12 protein-coding genes are annotated in these 18,687 nt (G+C 67.9%); 4 read left to right on the forward strand and 8 right to left on the reverse strand.

The genetic code is table 11. The features are described from left to right. From nrfD to VEC57_17500, 3 genes are all read right to left on the reverse strand, one after another. Positions 1–1,380 (reverse strand): NrfD/PsrC family molybdoenzyme membrane anchor subunit, encoded by a 1,380-nt coding sequence (gene nrfD, locus VEC57_17490; protein ID HYC00931.1) that lies wholly within the window; start codon positions 1,378–1,380, stop codon positions 1–3. A 115-nt stretch (positions 1,381–1,495) separates the two neighbouring features. After that, a complete protein-coding gene (locus VEC57_17495) occupies positions 1,496–4,663 on the reverse strand; it encodes a TAT-variant-translocated molybdopterin oxidoreductase (GenBank protein HYC00932.1) in 3,168 nt (1,055 codons plus the stop codon). Between the two features lie 11 nt (positions 4,664–4,674). Continuing rightward, positions 4,675–5,403 carry a cytochrome c3 family protein gene (locus tag VEC57_17500; GenBank protein ID HYC00933.1) on the reverse strand — a complete coding sequence of 243 codons (729 nt, stop codon included), beginning with the start codon at positions 5,401–5,403 and terminating at the stop codon, positions 4,675–4,677. A 386-nt stretch (positions 5,404–5,789) separates the two neighbouring features. On the opposite strand from VEC57_17500, the gene VEC57_17505 reads away from it, so the two are divergent. After that, the gene (locus VEC57_17505; GenBank protein HYC00934.1) at positions 5,790–9,272 is read left to right on the forward strand and encodes a S8 family serine peptidase; all 3,483 of its coding nucleotides are present in this window, start codon (positions 5,790–5,792) and stop codon (positions 9,270–9,272) included. Positions 9,273–9,337: 65 nt separating this feature from the next. Here VEC57_17505 and VEC57_17510 read toward each other — a convergent pair whose 3' ends face one another. Continuing rightward, positions 9,338–10,222 carry an alpha/beta hydrolase gene (locus VEC57_17510; protein HYC00935.1) on the reverse strand — a complete coding sequence of 295 codons (885 nt, stop codon included), beginning with the start codon at positions 10,220–10,222 and terminating at the stop codon, positions 9,338–9,340. A 185-nt stretch (positions 10,223–10,407) separates the two neighbouring features. Here VEC57_17510 and VEC57_17515 point away from each other — a divergent pair, with 185 nt between their 5' ends. Continuing rightward, positions 10,408–11,928, forward strand: a complete 1,521-nt coding sequence (locus VEC57_17515) for a hypothetical protein (protein ID HYC00936.1) — start codon at positions 10,408–10,410, stop codon at positions 11,926–11,928. Positions 11,929–12,109: 181 nt separating this feature from the next. On the opposite strand, the gene murI is transcribed toward VEC57_17515, so the two are convergent. Next, entirely contained in the window at positions 12,110–12,934 is an 825-nt protein-coding gene (gene murI, locus VEC57_17520) for a glutamate racemase (GenBank protein HYC00937.1), read from the reverse strand. A 227-nt stretch (positions 12,935–13,161) separates the two neighbouring features. Here murI and lnt point away from each other — a divergent pair, with 227 nt between their 5' ends. Further along, positions 13,162–14,697: an apolipoprotein N-acyltransferase gene (lnt, locus tag VEC57_17525; protein HYC00938.1), complete on the forward strand. Its 1,536-nt coding sequence runs from the start codon at positions 13,162–13,164 to the stop codon at positions 14,695–14,697. On the opposite strand, the gene VEC57_17530 is transcribed toward lnt, so the two are convergent. The 3 genes from VEC57_17530 to VEC57_17540 all read right to left on the reverse strand — a co-directional run bounded on the left by VEC57_17530 (position 14,679) and on the right by VEC57_17540 (position 17,400). Then, positions 14,679–14,858 carry a hypothetical protein gene (locus tag VEC57_17530; protein ID HYC00939.1) on the reverse strand — a complete coding sequence of 60 codons (180 nt, stop codon included), beginning with the start codon at positions 14,856–14,858 and terminating at the stop codon, positions 14,679–14,681. The two genes, lnt and VEC57_17530, sit on opposite strands and share 19 nt — an antisense overlap. Before the next feature lie 521 nt (positions 14,859–15,379). Continuing rightward, entirely contained in the window at positions 15,380–15,910 is a 531-nt protein-coding gene (locus tag VEC57_17535) for a peroxiredoxin (GenBank protein HYC00940.1), read from the reverse strand. 104 nt (positions 15,911–16,014) lie between these two features. Further along, positions 16,015–17,400: an LLM class flavin-dependent oxidoreductase gene (locus tag VEC57_17540; GenBank protein HYC00941.1), complete on the reverse strand. Its 1,386-nt coding sequence runs from the start codon at positions 17,398–17,400 to the stop codon at positions 16,015–16,017. Positions 17,401–17,566: 166 nt separating this feature from the next. Here VEC57_17540 and VEC57_17545 point away from each other — a divergent pair, with 166 nt between their 5' ends. Continuing rightward, complete coding sequence (locus VEC57_17545) at positions 17,567–18,676, forward strand: LptF/LptG family permease (protein HYC00942.1); 1,110 nt, start codon at positions 17,567–17,569, stop codon at positions 18,674–18,676. The last annotated feature ends 11 nt before the right edge of the window (positions 18,677–18,687 follow it).

The raw sequence follows: 18,687 nt of genomic DNA on the forward strand, positions 1-18,687 counted from the left end.
TCAGTCCTCCTCCTTGATCTCGGCCTCGGGCACCAGGGTCCTCATCTCGAAGATCGAGATCATCGGCAGGAAGCGGATGAACAGGAACAGCAGCGTCGTGAACAGGCCGATCGTGCCGATGAAGACGCCGAAGTCCCAGCGCGTGGGCGTGTACATGAACCACGACGACGGCATGAAGTCGCGGTGCAGGCTGGTGACGATGATGATGAACCGCTCCAGCCACATGCCCACGTTGACGAACATGCAGATCACGAACAGCCACAGCGAGCTGGCGCGGATCCTCTCGAACCACAGCGCCTGGATGACGACGCCGTTGCACAGGATCAGCGACCAGTAGACGAGGGCGTAGGGACCGACGAAGCGATTCAGGATCATGTAGCCTTCGTACTGGTTGGCGCTGTACCAGCCGATGAAGGCCTCGGTCAGGTAGCCGTAACAGACGAACAGGCCGGTGGCGAGCATGACGCGCGCCATGTAGTCGAGGTGCTGCTTGGTGATGAAGTCCTCGAGCTTGTAGACCTTGCGCAGCGGGATGGCGATGGTGAGCACCATCGCAAATCCCGCGTAGATGGCGCCGGCGACGAAATAGGGCGGGAAGATCGTCGCATGCCAGCCGGGAATGACGCCGACGGCGAAGTCGAAGCTGACGACGCTGTGCACCGAGATGACGAGCGGAGTCGAGAGCGCGGCCAGCAGCAGGTAGGCGGTCTCGTAGCGGTGCCAGTGCCGCACCGACCCGCGCCAGCCCATCGCCAGTGCGCCGTAGACCTTCTGCCCCACGACGCTCTTGGAGCGGTCGCGAAGCGTGGCCATGTCCGGAATGAGGCCGACGTACCAGAACAGCGCCGAGACCGTGGCGTACGTGGACACCGCGAAGACGTCCCAGATCAGCGGGCTGCGGAAGTTCGGCCACATCGCCATCGTGTTGGGGTACGGGAACAGCCAGTACGCCAGCCACGGACGGCCCGTGTGGAAGATCGGGTAGATGCCCGCGCACGCCACGGCCATCAGCGTCATCGCCTCGGCGAAGCGGTTGATCGAGGTGCGCCAGTCCTGGCGCAGCAGCAGAAGGATCGCCGAGATCAGCGTTCCGGCGTGGCCGATGCCGATCCACCAGACGAAGTTGATGATGTCGAAGCCCCAGCCGACCGGATTGTTGACGCCCCAGATGCCGGTGCCCTTGAGCACCAGGTTGCCGAGCGAAACGATCAGGACGTTGAGCAGGAGGAACGCGATCAGGAAGCCGATCCACCAACCGCGCGGCGCCTTCTTGGTCAGAACGACCGAGGCGATCTTGTCGGTGACCGTCTCGAAGGTGTGGCCGGCGCCGAGCACGGGCGGCTTGTAGGGCCGATGTCTTGCTTGAACGGGCGCGCCCATCAGTGTTGTCCTCGCTCGCGTCGCCGGCAGGCCGGCGCGCTCGCTGATCCGTGCCGCCGGCTGTCGGCGCCGGCGCCTTCGCACTGCCTACGCATCGGTTGCACTGCGGCCGTCATCAGTCCTGTCCTCGCTCGACCCTGCCGGCCGGCTCGCGGTGCACCGCCTCGTCCTCGCCGGCGCCGTGGGTGCCGCCCTGGCCGTCGACGGGACGTCCGTGCTCGCGGCCGCCGTGCGTGTCCTGGTGCGCGCCCTTGGCGTCGTACTGGTCGTGCCCGGCGGCATGCGGATCGGGCTTGGCCAGCGACGGATGCGGATTGGTCACTGAGGCCAGGTACGTCGTGCGCGGCTTGGTGCCGAGCTCGGAGAGCATCGCATAGTTGCGCGAATCGGCCTTCGATTTGGCCACGGCGCTGTCGGGATCGTTGATGTTGCCGAAGATGATCGCATCCGTCGGGCACGCGCCCTGGCACGCGGTGACGACCTCGCCGTCGCGCACGTAGCGGTCTTCCTTGCGCGCCTGGATGCGCGCCTGATTGATGCGCTGCACGCAGTACGTGCACTTCTCCATCACGCCGCGGCTGCGGACGGTGACGTCCGGGTTGCGCTGCAGCTTGGTGCTCTCGGTGGTCCAGTCCTGGTAGAGATGGAAGTTGAAGCGGCGCACCTTGTACGGGCAGTTGTTGCCGCAGTAGCGCGTGCCCACGCAGCGGTTGTAGACCATGTCGTTGAGGCCTTCGCTGCTGTGGACGGTGGCGTTGACGGGGCAGACGACCTCGCACGGCGCCTTCTCGCAGTGCATGCACGGGACCGGCTGGTTGTAGAGCTCGGGATTGTCGAGGTCGCCTTCGAAATACCGGTCCACGCGAATCCAGTGCATCTCGCGGCCGACCAGCACCTGCTCCTTGCCGACCACCGGAATGTTGTTCTCGCTCTGGCACGCCAGCACGCAGGCGTTGCAGCCGATGCAGGTGGCCAGGTCGATGGTCATGCCCCAGGCATTGCCCTCGTACTTCCAGTCCGGATAGAACGACGCGTTCTCGTCGATGCCGTGGTGCTTGTGCTGCGCGAAGGTCGGGTGCTCCTGGAACGTCGCGAAGCTGGCCGTGCGGAACATGTCGCGGCCTTCCAGGCTGTGGTGCGTCTGCGTGGTAGCCAGCGGATACGTGCTGCCGGTCTTGCGGATGCTGGCGTTCTCGACGAACCACGGCGTCTTCGACGAGCGCAGCATGTAGGTGTTGAAGCCCACGGCCGTGCCGACCTGGCCGGCGCGCTCGCGGCCATACCCGAGATGCAGCCCGATGCTGTTCTCCGCCATTCCCGGCTGGATCCACGCCGCCATCTGCAGGCGCGTGTCGCCGACCGAGATCTCGATCATGTCGCCGTTGGCGATCTTCATCTTCTCCGCCAGCGCCGGAGAGACGAGCGCCGGGTTGTCCCAGGTCATCTTGGTCCAGGGCTTGGGGAGCTCTTGCAGCCAGGCATTGTTGGCGAAGCGGCCGTCGTACGCCGAAGGATCGGGGCGGAACGCGATCTCGATGCCTTCCTCGGCATCGCTGCCGGCCGGCAGCGAGGCCAGGTGCGTGAAGACGTCGGCGGCGGCCGAGATTGTCAGCGCAGGGCGCTGGCTGCCGGTGATGAAGCCGTCGTGCACGCTGCGCTGCCACAGCTTCTCGAAGTCGCCGGTGGCATTCTTCTTCCAGTGGTCGCGCACCCGATCGTAGTCGGTGCGCGCGGTGTCGCCGGTCAGGACCGATAGGACTTCGAGCGCCGTCTTGCCGTGGTAGAGCGGCTCGATCAGCGGCTGCAGGATCGTGACGGTGCCGTCGTAGGCGCGCACGTCGCCCCAGCTCTCGAGGTAGTGCGCCGCGGGCACGTGCCAGAGGCTCAGGATCGATGTTTCGTCCTGGTGCGAGGACAGATGCAGCGTGAACGGAAGCTTCTCGAGCGCGCCGCCAAAGCCGAGATCGGCCGGCGCGTCATAGACCGGATTGCCGCCGAGCATGATCAGCGCATCGACGCGACCCGCATTGATGTCGGAGACGAGATCGACGATGCCGTCGCGCGGCCCCGGCGGCACGTCCTCGAGCGGTTCGGCATAGACGACGGTGCGGCCGGCGTTGCCAAGCTTCTCGTTGATCGCATGACAGAGCGCGTGCACCTCGGGCGGCTGGCTCGGCCCCGCCATGATGATGCTCGCGCCGCGATGGTCGCGGAGATCCTGCGCCGCCGCCTTGATCCACGCCTCGTGCGCCTCCAGGCCCTTGGGCCTTGCGACGCCGACGCCGACCTCGATGGCCAGCGCCCGCGCAAGGGCAGCGATGCGCGCGCTGCGAAGCGGAAGGCGGTGATCCGCGTTGCCTCCCGTGACCGTCGGCACGCTCTCGGCGACATAGAGGCGGTTCATGCGCGAGGCCTTGCCGGTGACCTTGCGGCGCGAGGCGAAGTCGCGCGCGTAGCGGATCTGGCCGGGGCCCTCGAAGAGGAAGTCGCTTTCCAGTGAGACGATGACGTCGGCCTTGGCCACGTCGTAGCGCGCGTCGACGACGCGTCCGAAGGCCAGGCGAGCGCCTTCGCGCACGTTCTCGCGTCCCACCGGCTCCCAGCGGTGCCATCGCGCCTGCGGCAGCGTGGCCAACGCGGCCTGCATGGCGGCGGCGAAGGTGGGCGAGAACGTCGGCGGCGTCAGGATGCGCAGCCCCTTGCCCTGCGTCGCCTTCCACTGCGCGACCTGCGCGGTCAGCTCGCTGACCAGATCATCCCAGGTGCGAATCTCGCCGGCCCGCAGCAGGACCTGCGAGCGGTCCGGGTCGTAGAGGTCGAGCACGCTGGCCTGCATCAGCGCACTGGTGCGGCCGAGGCTGGCGGGATGCTCCGGATTGCCCTCGATCTTGGTGGGCCGGCCCATGTGGCTTTCGGCCAAGACGGGAATGGCGCCGCCGCTGAGCGGAAAGGCGGTGGCGAAGAACAGCGGCTTTCCCGGGATCAGCTCCTCGGGCTGCTTGACGTACGGCAGGATCTTCTCGACCGGCTGCTTGGTGCAGGCGCCGATGCCGGCCAGGGCAAGCGAGGCGCCCATCAGCTTGAGGAACTGGCGCCGGTCCAGGCTGGACGTCAGCGTCTCGGCGCTGGTCGGGAACTCCGCATGCAGGAACGCCTGGAATTCGGGCGTGTCGGCCACTTCCTCCAGGCTGCGCCAGTACGAGCGGCCGGTGGACCGTGCCAGCCGCTCGCGGACGGCGGCCAGGTCGAATGCGGGTGCTTCGGGATCGATACCGATCTTCATAAAGATGATGCTCAGCGGTGACAGGTCGAGCAGTCGGTGCGCGGCCGGACTTGGTACTCGGCGATCAGCTGCCTGCCCAGTGTTTCCTGATCCAGCACGGCGTGCGCCTCGCCGTGGCCCTCGCCATCCACGGCGCCCGGCGCGCCTTCCAGGCCGCCGTGCGGCTGATGGCCGCGGAGCACCCACGACGTGTCGAAGACCTTCTCGCGCGGGCGCAGGTTGCGGCCCGGATCGCGGTGGCAGGACAGGCACCATTCCATCGTCATCGGCGCCGCCTGCCAGGTCAGGTTCATGGCCGCGACATCGCCGTGGCAGCTTGCGCAGCCCACGCCCTTGGCGATGTGGATGCTGTGGTCGAAGTAGACGAAATCGGGAACGTCGTTGACACGCGTCCACTCCAGCGACTGGCCGGTGCGGTAGCTGGCCCGGACCGGCTCCAGCATCGGAGCGTCCTTCCAGATCTGGCTGTGGCAGTTCATGCAGATCTGGGTGGCCGGGATTCCGGCAAAGGAGGAGGTCTCGACGGCGGTGTGGCAGTACCGGCAGTCGATGCCGAGCTCGCCGACGTGATGCTTGTGGCTGAAGGGAACCGGCTGCTCCCGCGCAACCGACTCGTTGGTCATATAAGAGGAGCGGTTGAATTCGTTGAGGCCCATCAAAAGGCCCGCGACGGCAAACAACGCTCCGAAGATGCTGAGCTTCGCGTAGGTATTGCTGCTCGGTTTGAAAAGCTGCGCCATGCTGCCCGAGGAAACTACAAACCAGTTTCGGTAACGCAAAGCGTTACCCATGTTGCGACTAAGAGGATTTGGAAGCGTTTCTAATCTTCGGGTCCGCCGACCCTAACGTCTGCTGAAGGTCGCTCCTTAGAGAAAACTGACGCGGACGTCGAGCGCACCGCGTCGCAGATGCGCACAGGCGCGGATGGGGAGTCTTGCGCACGCCGCGGATGTTCAAACCCTGGTCACGCCGCGCGTCGGTCCGCTGTCTTCACGGCATCGGCCCGCCCCGCGCGCCGTCGCGTTTTGCGTCGAGTGCGGTCAGCCCGTAACGCAGTGCCGTGGGGGAGAGGTTGGCAACATCGGGCTCATCCGTCGCCGCACGGCTTGCGGCCACGCTTGCCGCGATGATCGCCGTCGCATTCCTCTCTTCCCCGGCAGGCGCGGCCGTTTCTGCGCAGCCTGGCGGTGCGCATTCGGCGCCCTCTCGCGTCATCGTCAAGCTCCGGGCCTGCGCACGCATGGACCTGGCCTCGCAGCTTCGCGAGCGCACCGCGACCGCGGCTCCGATCGCCGGTAGCCAGCTGCACGCGTTGATGTCGCGTCACGGCGCGCACAACGCCCGCCGCCTGGCGGCAGCGGCGCGCGTGCGGCGTCAGCTTCGTCAGCGCTTCCCTGTGCGAGCGGTGCGCGGCGAGCCTTCCCCCGACGTCGGGCTTTCGCGCGTCTGGATTCTCGACCTCGCCACCGCCGATGCCGGCATTGCCGCGCGCGACCTGGCCGCCGATCCGGCCGTCGAGTACGCGGAGCCGGATCGCGAGCTGTCGGTCGCGCTGATGCCCGACGATTCATTCCTGCGCACCTCGGGGAGCTGGGGACAAGCCTTCGCCGATCTCTGGGGCCTCTTCAGCATTCGCGCACCGCAGGCGTGGGATGTCGCCACCGGCGCCGGGATCGTCGTGGCCGTGATCGATACGGGCGTCGACCACACGCATCCGGATCTGGCGCCGAACCTGTGGACCAACGCCGCAGAGATCGCGGCCAACGACCTCGACGACGACGGCAACGGCTACGTCGACGACATCCTGGGCTACGACTTCGCCGATTCCGATGCGTCGCCTCTCGACGATCACATGCACGGCACGCACGTGGCCGGAACCATTGCCGCGGTGGCAGGCAACGGCCGCGGCGTCGCCGGCGTCGCCTTCGACGCGCGGATCATGGCCGTTCGCGGCCTGGGCAGCGACGGCAGTGGCGCGACCTCGCAGCTCGCACGATCGATCGTGTACGCAGTCGACAACGGCGCCGACGTCATCAACGCGAGCTGGTCCGGTAGCGGGCTCTCGCAGCTGCTAGGCGACGCCGTCGCCTACGCGCATGCTGCCGGCGTCGTGTTCGTGGCCGCGGCGGGCAACGCAGGCCGCGACACCGCTTCCTTCACGCCTGCCGCAGAGCCGGGCGCGATCGCGGTTGCCGCCTTCAACTCGCAGGACGTTGCCGCGTCCTTCAGCAACTACGGCGTCAAGCTGGACGTGGGAGCGCCCGGCGGCGGTGACGTACCGCCGCCGTCGCTCGGCCAGACGCCGGTCTACAGCATCCTGTCGCTGCTCTCCGCCTTCGGCGATCTCGCGCGATACGGCAACCACCTCGGCGTCGGCTCCGGCTACGCACGCCTTGCCGGCACCAGCATGGCGGCGCCGCACGTAAGCGGCGCGGCTGCGCTCATCCTGCAGCTGCATCCTTCGTACACGGTCGAGCAGGTTCGCCAGGTGCTGCGCACGTCGTCGCGCGACGTGGGGCCGGCCGGGGCCGATGCTGCTTCCGGCTACGGACTGCTCGATGCGTCTGCCGCGCTCGCTGCGCCCGAGCCGCTGGTGGCGCACATCGAGAGCCCGCGTGCCGGCGAGCTCGAAGACACCGCAGCGACCATCGAGATCCGCGGCAGCGCCTACGGAGCCGGCTTCGAATCGTACACGCTCGAGCTCGGCGCGTCCGCCGAAACGCAGTGGACGGCGATCGTTGCCGATCAGGCGACGCCCGTCGTCGCCGGCACGCTCGGTGTGCTCGATGCCAGCAATCTTCTCGATGGATCCTACGTGCTGCGGCTGACGGTGCGTCGCGGCGCCGACGTCTACGTCGATCGTGTTGCCGTCACCGTCGGCAGCGCCGAGCTGACCTCGCCGCGGCCCGCCGAAGCGGTTCGCGCTTCGGGCACGCTCTCCATCGTCGGCACCGCCGCCGGCGCCGGGTTCTCCTCCTATGTCGTCGACTGGCGCCGCCCGGCCGTCGATCCCGACGTCTGGAGCACGGCCGGCATCGTCCGAACGTCGCCGACATCGCCGGTCCGCGGCGGTGTCCTGGCCACCTTCGACATGTCCGCCATCAGCGAGAGCGACCGCTACGACTTCCGCCTTCGCGTCTTCAACGCCAACGGCGTCGTCGAGCGGACGCGCCAGGGAATCGCGCTGGATCCGGCGTTGCGCAGCGGCTGGCCGCAGCAGATCCAGCCGGTGGCCGATCATCAGTACCTCACCGTTGCCGACCTCGACGCCGATGGACGAAAGGAGATCCTGGTCGGCTCCGCCCGCGAAGTGCTGGTGTTCGAGCACGACGGAACGATGAAGACCGGATGGCCGCAGTCGGTAGGCGGCGGCTTTCCGTCGTCCACCACGACCGGCTCGCCGGTGGTGGCGGACATCGACGGAGATGGAGCGAGCGATGTCGTCGCCACCAACCGCCATCAGCTCTTCGCCTGGTCTGCCGATGGCCAGAGCAAGCCGGGCTTCCCGGTTCTCACAACCGTCTACCGCGGGACGACTGCGCACCTTGCGGCCGGCGACCTGGACGGCGACGGCGACGATGAGATCCTGTGCAGCGCCGACACCGGTTCCGAGGCGTTCGACGGCGACGGCACCGTCGTGCCCGGCTGGTCGTGGGTGTCCGGCCTCAACGACAGCGCGCTAGCCGTCGGCGACGCGGCTGGCGATGCGCGCGTCGAGATCGTCTTCTACACCCGCGACGACCATCCCGGCACGCGCCGCCGCACGCTCTCGCTGCGCGACGCCCTGCGCCTGCCGCTGCAGGGATGGCCCGTGCGGGCGCGGTCGAACTTCCTGCATCCGCGCATGGGAATGGCCGACATGGACGGCGACGGCGCGCTCGATGTGTTCAGCCTGGCCGAGACCGCCGGATTCAAGCTGCGCGCGAGCGCTCACTCCGCCACCGGCCGGCGAATGCCCGTCGGCAGCGCGCGGCTGCGCGATGTGTGCCAGGCCAGCGGCGCGCGCTGCGATCCTTTCTCCAACGGACTGGCCGCCTACGGCGACGTCGACGAGGACGGCCGCGCCGAGGCCTACCTGTACGCGCACACGCCGGCGCAAGCGCCGATCGGCGAAGGCTTCAATCAGTTCCTGCAGATCCGCGCCGATCGCGCGGCGACTGCGCCGGCCGCCATCCATCGCGCGTTCAACATGGAGATGGCGATGCAGTCGCTGGCCATCGGCGACATCGATGGCGACGGCGAGCAGGAATTGGTGACGGGAAGCTCCGGGTACGACGGCCTCGGCATCGTTCGCAAAGCCGTCGTGGCAGCCTCGGTGCAAGGCGACCTGCACCCGTTCTTTCCGCGCGTCGTGCCGATCCCGATCCATGGCACCGGCGATGCGCCCGAGCTGCCCGTCACCGACTTCGCGCACTTCGACGACGAGCGCTTCGCCTCGCCCGCGATCGCGGACCTGGACGGCGATGGCTTGAAGGAAGTCGTCTGGGTCGATCCGCTCCTGATGCGCGTGTTCGTGTGGAACGTGCCCGGCGTGGCGTCGCCGGAGAAGAGCGACTGGCCGATGTATCACCACGACCCGCGCCACGGCAACGCACTCGCCGTGCCGTGAGTGCGGGGCGGCGTGCACTCGGCAGGCGCGGTCGGGCCACGCAACCGCCAGCCGCGAAGGGATCGCTATTCGTCGGGCGTTGCGCCGGCGGCGCCGCCGAGCGGAAATCGCTCGTCGAGCCAACTCGTGACGGCCGACGCCAAGCCCGCAGGATCGTCGTGATGGATCCAGTGGCTGCCGGCGAGCGTCACCAGCGTCGCATCCGCATAGGCGAGCACGTTCGTCTGCGCCTGCCACACGCTTTCGCCGGCAACGACCAGGAGCGTCGGCAACTGCGCCGCGCGTGCCAGGATCTCGGAGGCATCGGTCCACAACACGCCGCGGCACAGCGCCGTCAGCTCGGCGCGGCCCGGCCGAAGCGACCACTTTCCGTTCTCCTGCCGCGCGAGCCCGCCAAGGAACGCCGCGGCAATGTCGTCATCCCATCGGCTGTAGCGCGGGATCGTGCGCGCTGCCGTCGCGGCCTCCTCGGCCGAGTCGTACTCGGCGAGCTCGACGCCAAACGCCATCTCCACAAACGATTCGATGTCGACCGGCACCGCATGCGAAGGCGAGGGATCGATCAGCACCAGACCCGCGCACAAAGCCGGATCGGAGGCGGCCATGCAGCCGGAAAGCTTGCCGCCCCAGGAATGGCCTCCAAGGACCGCGCCGCGGCCGACTTCGGTCTCGATCACTTCCCGGACGACGTCCGCGGTTTCGTAGAGGTCGTGCGTGGGACCCTGGCTGCTTGCGCCGTGCCCGGGAAGGTCCAACGCCAGCACCTGCCGGCCGGCGAGCGCACGCATGAGCGGCAGCCACGATCGCGCATTCGATCCGGCACCGTGCAGCAGAACCACGGCCGGCCCCTGGCCCGGCGATTCCAGGACACGCAGGCGCACGCCGCCCGCAGAAACGTCGTACTGTCGGATGGAACGGGGCAGGGCGGCGGAGTCCGGGATTCGGCTCATTCGGCCTTATTGCCACCTACCGGACCATTCGCGAACCGCGCAAGAGCAACGGCAGGCGGCGCCGTCTACGGCGGCCCGTGACCGGTTGACGGCTTTCTTCTACCTCGCCGCAGTTTCCTTTACTGTCCAACGGCCATGCACTGCATGACATCAGGCGTCACCAGGCCTTTCGTCAGTCGCGCTCCATGAGAGTGGCGGTGCTGACGGCGCGCGTTCCATTTGCGGCGGCGGCAGCGGCGGCTCTGATCGTGCTCGGCGTCGGCCTGCGCCTGCGACAGCTGTGCACGTGGCGCTCGTTGTGGATGGACGAGGCCATGCTTGCCGTCAATGTCGTGGAACGATCCGCCGCGGCGCTGGCGCAGCCGTTGGAATACAACCAGGGTGCGCCGCTGGGCTTTCTGCTCATGCAGAAGGCGGCCGTGCTCATGCTGGGACTTCAGGATTGGACGCTGAGGCTTCTTCCGTTTGCAGCGTCGGTCGTGGCGCTGGTGCTGATGGCGCGGGTTGCCACTTCGTGGCTGGGCGGTGCAGGCTTGCTTGCCGTTGGGCTGCTGGCGGTGGGCACGCCGGTGGTCGAGTATTCCACCGAAGCCAAACAATATGCCGTCGACGTCGCCGCTGCGCTGGCGCTGCTGTGGGCGACAATGCCGTGGCTGGACGGCGAGCGGTGGCGACACGCGACCACGCCGCCAACCTGGTCGAGGAGGTGGGTCGTCGTGCCCGTCGGTGCCATCGCGGTGTGGTGCTCCCATCCCGCGGCATTCGGCTTGTGCGGCACTGCCGCGGTGGTCATCGCCGCCGCGGCACGGCAGCGAAGGGCGTTGCCGATTGCCGTAGCCGCGATTACGACCTGGGCGGCATCGGCGGCGCTTCTTTACTGGCTGTCCCTGGAGACCCTCGCGAGCAATTCCGCCTTACTGCAATACTGGCGAGGCGCGTTCTGGCCCGCCGGCGAGGCGGGTTCGCTGTCGTGGCTGCGCGATGCCGTGCGCGCGTTCATCGCTCAGGTCGGTGCGCTACAGCCGGCTTCCTGGGCCGCAGGCCTCGCCGTCGTCGGCGTCGCGTCCCAGGTCCGGCGATCGCCGCCGATTGCGATGCTTTTCACCGCCCCACTGCTTGCAGCCGTTGTGGCGTCGGCAGCAGGCAAGTATCCCTTCAGCGGCAGGCTCCTCCTGTTCGCAGTGCCATGCCTGTACCTGGCGGTCGCTGCAGGAGTGCGCGCTCTCGCCTCGGCCGCTGCCCGCGCGCACCGTGCGGCAGGCGTCGCGGTCGCCGCGTCGCTCACCGTTGTGGTCCTGTATTCGCCCGTCGGCGGCGCGTTGCGCAGCGCGTTGCAGCCGCGTGCGCCCGAAGACCTGCGGCCGGCTCTCGAGCATCTGCTGCGCCGCCTGGAGAGCAGTGATCGCGTCTACGTCTACTATGGAGCGAAGCCCGCATTCCGGTTCTACGCGCACGCTCTGCCCTTGCCGAAGGACGGTGTTGCTCTGGGTCGTGCCCATCGCGGCGATCCGGCGGCTTACGCTGGAGAGCTGGACGCGGCGGCACCGCAGGGACGTCTATGGCTGGTCTTCGCCCACGAATGTCCGACCTGCGCTGTCCCGGAGCGCTCCGTCCTGATCCGACACCTCGAGGCACGAGGACGCCGCCTGGACGCATACGAGACCAACGGTGCCGGTGTCTATCTCTACGAGATCGAGAAGCGGTGAGATCATCGTATGAGCTCGATGGTGCTCAAAAAAATCGCGGCGGCGTCCTTCGTTCTTGCGCTCCTGATATCCGTGTGCGGGCTTCTCCATCGTCTCGACCGCTATCCAGCGCATATGGATTTCGACTAACTGACGCCGTCTCAGGCGTGACGTCGGCCGGTGTGGCGGAGCGGGATCCGTCTTACAGGTCCACCAGCTCGAACGTCGCCAGCGGCTCGCCGAGGAAAAGCGGGGCGAGCTCCTCCAGTCGCGAGGTATCGGTGGCGAAGCAGTGAAGCTCGCCGCGGCCGGCGCCGCCATGATCGCCGCTGAGCGTCTGCCGCGCCGCCTCGGCCATCGCCGTGGCCGAATCGACGACGGCGACTTCGCGATCGGCGATCTCGCGCGCCGTACGCGCGAGCACAGGCTGCAGCAGCGGGTAGTGCGTGCAGCCGAGCACGAGCGTGTCCATCTGCGCATCGCGCGCGAAGAGCTGCGTCAGGTATCGCCTGGCCACGGCGGCGGCCACCTCGTCCTCACTCCATCCCTCTTCGGCCAGCGGCACCAGCAGCGGGCAAGCCAGCGAGGTCACGCGCGTGTCGGCGTCGCGCTGAGCGATGGCCTTCTCATAGGCGCCCGAGCGCACCGTTGCCAGGGTCCCGATGACGCCGATGTGTCCATTGCGCGATGCAGCCAGCGCGCTGAAGGCGCCTGGCTCGACGGCGCCGATGACGGGTACGGGGCTGGCCGCAATCAGCGCCGGCAGCGCCGTGGCGGAGGCGGTGTTGCACGCGATCATCACCAGCTTGACATCACGGTCGAGCAGGAAGCGCTGGCACGACAGCGCGTAGCGCTCGACGGTCCGCGCACTCTTGCTGCCGTAGGGCACCCGCGCCGTGTCGCCGAGATAGACGATGTCCTGCTCCGGGAGCGCGCGTCGAAGCGCGCGCACGACGGTCAGGCCGCCGACGCCCGAGTCGAAGACGCCGATGGGACGGGCGTTGCGAGGCGGGATGGGATCACTCATTCTGCAGGTGCCAGGGCGGCAACGAACGCCGCAAGACAACGGCTAGCTTGCACGCTGGGCCGGTGCCAGCAAGACGTGGTGCCGTCATGCGGACGGCGGCGCCGGCAAGACGTGGTGCGATGATGCAGGCGGCGGCCGCAATCCGACGCGGGACGAGGAACGGCGCTCCGGCGCCCGGGGCGCCTGAGCCCGGTCATCGAAGCGCGCCCACGGCGCGCACGGCGACGGTGCTGGCAGTCCTCGCGCTCCTGTTCTCCGGCGTGGTCCAGGCCGCCATTTCGCCGCCATGGAACCTGCTCGTGCTGCATCCGGTGGCCTGGGTGCCGGCAATGTGGGTCATTCGCCGGCTGCGCGGTGGCAGTGCCCTGATGGCGGGCTGGCTGGTGGGCATGTCCGCCAACCTGACGATCTTCTACTGGCTGCCCGGAACGATGATCCGTTTCGGCGACCTGCCGCTGCCGGCCGCGCTCGCCGCGTGGCTGCTCTTCGGCGCGGCGATGGGCTTCTACGCTGCAATCTTCGCGTGGGGCTTCGGCCGCATCCGCGCAGCCGCGGGCATGATGTGGCCGGTGGCGATCGCGGCGTGGTTCTGCGCGCTCGAGTTCCTGAACCCGCAGATCTTCGGCTACCTGCAAGGGCACGCGTGGTACCAGGTGCCCGAGGTCTTCCTCCTCAGTGCCGTTACCGGCGTCAGCGGCGTCAGCTTCCTGGTGATGTCGTGCAATGCAGTGGTGCTGCAGGGGCTGGAGGCTTTCCACGAGCGCCGCCTCCCGATCCGGTCGTTCGGCGTGAACGCGGCGGTGCTCGCGATCTTCTGCGCAGCTGCGGTGATGTATTCGCACACGCGTCTGCAGCGCATCGCCGAGGCCGAGCAGCGGGCGCCGGTGCTGACCGTGGCCGTGATTCAGCCCGATCACACCATCGAGCGGCGCCGCGAGCTCTCGCGCATGAAGCGCGACGCCTTCGCGCGCGACCTCGTGGCGTTGTCGCAGAAGGCGATCGCCGAGGCCGGCGGACGCAAGATCGACGTCTTCGTATGGCCCGAGGGTGCGCTCCCGACCGATCCGTCGCAGCCGGAGAACCGCGTCGTTCTCGATTTCGTCCGCGCAACGGGCGCCGAGGTATGGACCGGCGGCAATCACGAAGAGGGACGCGGCGGGTCCGAGCACAACTCGGCCTTCCGAATCCATCCCCCCGGCCAGATCGACCGGCGCTACGACAAGAACATCCTGGTTCCCTTCGGCGAGTACGTGCCGCTGCGCGACGTCATTCCCGGCTTCGACCGCATCCGCACCGTCGGAAGCTTCGAGCCGGGGGTCGAGGTGCCTGCCTACGAGTCCGGCCCGGCGCGCTTCGTCTTCTCGATCTGCTATGAGGCGATTCATGCCGGCTTCGTGCGTAGCAGCCTGCGGCCGGACACCAACCTGCTGGTCAACGTCACCGTCGATGCCTGGTACGGCGACAGCTCCGAGCAGAGTCAGCATCTGATGCTGGCGGCGGCACAGTCGGCGACACACGGCATTCCGCTGGTGCGCTCGACGACGACGGGAATCAGCGCGATCACCGACGCGCGCGGTGTGCTGGTTGCTCGGAGCGGAAAGTTCACGCGCGAAGCACTCGTGCGGGAGGTGCGGCCGCTGCGCGTGCCCGCGCCTTACACGCGGTGGGGGGAGTGGCTTGCGTGGCTCTGCGTCGCGGCGAGCGTGCTTCTGCTCGCCGCGACGTTGCGCCTACGGCAGGCCGTTCAGTTCTCGTCGAGCTGACGATCCATGTTGAGGAAGTACGGCGTCAGCACGTCCTGGAGATTGGAGAGGGTCTCTTCGAGGGTGGTGCCGTAGATGCCGGTGCCCGGCATCTCTTCGATGAACGCGATGTAGCCACCCGAAACCTTCTGCACGACGGCGGTAAAGTCGTTCTGGATCATGGCTGTCACTCCTTCTCACAGCTCAGGGGCCGCCTTCGTGCCGGCCCTCTTCATGTCTCGAAGCGTAACGAGCCGTGGTCCCGCCTACCATGTCCTTTTGCGATTTCTTGCAAGGAATTTCATTGCAAACACGCCAGCCCTGGCTGCGGGTCAATCGGTCTAAGTATCGGACAGCACGCGATTATCGACGGAAACCGCGTCTCGTGGGGTGGCCGGAGGCTCGCAGCTTTGCACTGCAAAAACGGCCTCGCTTCGGCGCACGATGACCGGCGCAGCACTCTAGCACGCGTGCGAGAGTGGCGGCGCGCGCCTTCCGGAGCCGCCCCGCGCGCCGGAGCGCGAGCCTCCGCCCTCGCACGGCATCGCCACCGCGGCCTGGTCCTGCGGCGGCGCCTTCGGCACGAGCGCGCCAGAACGCGAACCTCCGCGATCGAACGAATGGCTATCGGGATCGGGTCCTGAGCGTACGGTATCCAACCCCGATCGGGCCGATACCGTCGCTCCAGGACCGCACCTGGCCCCTAAAGAGTGGCTTCGCCCTGGCGCCAGTTGCACGGGGTGAGGGCGCCGGTCTGGAGGGCGTCGAGGATGCGCAGCGTCTCGTCGACGTTCCGGCCCACCGAGAGGTCGTTGACGCTGACGTGCCGGATGTCGCCTTCGGGGTCGATGATGAACGTCGCGCGCAGCGGCACGCCTTCGTCCTTGTGCAGGATGCCGAGCAGGCGCGACAGCTCGCGCTTGGTGTCGGCGAGCATCGGAAAGCAAAGGTCGCGCAGATCGGGATGATTGTTGCGCCAGGCCAGATGCACGTAGTGCGTGTCGGTGCTGGCGCCGAGCACCTGCGCGTTTCGCTGCTCAAAATCCCCGGCGCGCCGCCCGAACTCGGCGATCTCCGTCGGGCAGACGAAGGTGAAATCCATCGGCCAGAAGAACAGCACCTTCCACTTGCCCGCAAAGCTCTCGTGGGTGATCTTGGTGAACTCCTTTCCTGGCTCGGTGCTTACCACCGCAGTCAGTTCGAACTCGGGAATCCTGTCGCCAACTGTCAGCATCACTCACTCCTTGTCGGGTAGGTTTTCGATGCGCACGACCTCAACACGGCAGCGGCGATCCGTAAAGACGCCTCCACGAAAGTCGCTCCGCTAGAGGCCCGCTCCTAGGAGGGAAACGGATCACGTCCTTCACGCCATCCCCGGATGGTCGGGCTGTCGCCGTCGACGGCCTCTTCGGCAACCTTGTCGAGCATACGGTGGAACTCGTCTGCGCCGACCCGGTCGGCCATCGCTCGAGGGATGGCGGGGAACGAATAGCCTGCCGGCAGCGGCGGATGATCGCCGGCCGGCTTGCGCGCCATCACCTTGTCGATGACGGGCGCCAGGCGCTGTGTGCGCGCGGCGGCCGCTTTCTCTTCGCGCTCGCGGAACTCGGGCAGCACCTCGCGACCGAACAGCTCGAGGCTCTCCATGATGTGCTCGTGCCGCGTCTTGCCCGACTGGCTGACGAAGATCAGCTGATCCACGCCCGCTTCCTCGAACCGGCGCACGTACTCGCGCACCTGCGCCGGCGTGCCGACGGTTCCGCGCAGGCCGCTGACGCCGCTTTCGACCGCCTTGGCACCGAGTCGTCCGGCATTGGCCGCAGCCAGGCGGACCGCCTCCGGATCGTATCCCCTGTCGCCGCGCCGCTTCTGATACTCCGCCCACACGTCGGTACGACCCGGCTCGTGGCGGCCGAAGACGTAGTAGTGTGCGAGCGAGTAGCCGAAGAAATTGGCGCCCTCCAGGCCGCGCCGCATCGCCTCATCCTCGTCGCGATGGCACAGGAACGGCGAGACGCAGGCGACGCCCGCATTGACGGCATCGCCCACCGGCACGCCTTCGTTCTCGAGCACCGAGTAGTAGTCGCTGACCCAGTGCCTGGCGTCCTCCGGATCGACGAAGGCGAACGTCAGCGCGCCGATGCCCATGCGCGCGGCCAGCAGCATCGTGTCGCGACGGCTGCACGCGACCCACACCGGCGGATGCGGCTTCTGCCGCGGCTTGGGAACCACGTTGCGCGGCGGCATCGTCACGTACTTGCCGTCATGCCCGGCAAACGGCGTCTCGCTCATGCAGCGCAGCGCCACGCGCAGGCCCTCTTCCCACATCGCGCGCTTCTCGGCGGGATCGATGAGGAAACCGCCGAGCTCGGCCTCGGACGAAGACTCGCCGGTGCCGAAATCGACGCGGCCGTCCGAGATGAGGTCGAGCGTGGCGATGCGCTCGGCCACGCGCGCCGGATGGTTGAACGGCGGCGGCGTCTGCACGATCCCGTGCCCGAGCCGCATGCGCCGGGTGCGCTGCGACACCGCCGCCAGGAATACCTCCGGCGCGCTGCTGTGGCTGTACTCTTCCAGGAAGTGATGCTCGACCTCCCAGACGTAATCGAAGCCGAGGCTGTCGGCGTATTCGCACTGCTCGAGAGCCTCCTGCAGCAGTCGGTGCTCGCTGTCCTCATCCCAGGGTCGCGGAAGCTGGTGCTCGTAGAACAGGCCGAATTTCATCGTGCGCCTCGCAAGACGGTTTGGCTCGCCGTAGCCGAGCCGCAGGTTGCTTAGCACCTTCGGCGGCGCGTGCGAGCGGTGCCAACTGGTGCATCGGCGCCGAGCCTCGGTTGAATCGCCAGCCCGGCGCCGTCTACATTCGCCCCGTGGGCGGCCGCTCAAGGATGTGGGGCTCGAGCGCCAGGCGCCGGGGCCGCTTGTGAGCGTTCTCGGCCGCTACCTGGTCGGCCTGTACCTGCGCGTCTTCGCGCTGTGCCTGACCAGCGGCGTCGGCCTGCTGCTGGTCGTCCAGTTCTTCGGCCGTATCGGCGACTTCGTCCAGTACGAATCCAGCCCGGCGCTGGTGGCCGCCTACTTCTTCCTCCGCATCCCCGAGGTCCTGGTCGAGGTCTTTCCTGCCGCCGCGCTGCTGGCGGTCATGCTCAGCGTGGGATCGATGGTGCGCTTCAACGAGGTGCTGGCGTTGCAGAGCTGCGGCGTCAACGTGCTGCGGCTGGCCCGGCCGCTGCTGATGGCCAGCATCATCCTGAGCGTGGCGACGCTGCTGTGGAACGAGACCATCGTGCCGCCGTCGGCAGCGCGCGCGCGCAACGTCAAGGACCTCGGCATCAAGGGCCTGCGCGACCGCGGCCTGCTCGACGCGACCTCGCTGTGGTTCCAGCTTCCGGAGGGTTTCCTCAAGATCGAATATTTCGATGCCACGCGCGAGATCCTGCACGGCGTGACGCTGCACGTGCTCGACGAGAGCTTTCGCGTTTCGCGTCTGGTCGAGGTCTCCTCGGCGATCTGGCGCGGCGGGCGCTGGGAGCTCGGCGAAGGCACCGTGCGAACGTTCGCGCCCGGCGGCGGCTTCGCCTACCGGCCGTTGCAGGGCGGTGAGCTCGAGCTGGTGGGAACGCCGTCGGACTTCCGCAGGAAAACTCCGCGTCCGGACGAGTTCAACTTCCTCCAGCTTCGCCAGCGGATCCGCATGCTCGAGGCCAAGGGGCTCGATCCGGCCGAGTTCCAGACCGACCTTCAGTTCAAGCTCGCGCTGCCGATGTCGGGCGTGATCACGGTGCTGCTCGGCTTGCCGCTGGCGCTGCGCAGCTCGCGCCGCGGGGGCGGGATGGCGGCGCAGCTCATCACCGGAGTCGCCGTCGTCTTTCTCTACTGGCTGACGCAGGCGATCTCGGTCTCGGCCGGCCATGCCGGCGCGCTGCCGCCGGTGATTGCCGCGTGGACGGCCAACGTGCTGTTCGTGCTCGTCGGCGGCCTGCTGGCGCTGCGAACGTAAGGGCGAGCGCG

Source organism: Candidatus Limnocylindrales bacterium, from assembly GCA_035626395.1.
GTDB lineage: Bacteria > Desulfobacterota > Binatia > UBA1149 > CAITLU01 > DASPNH01.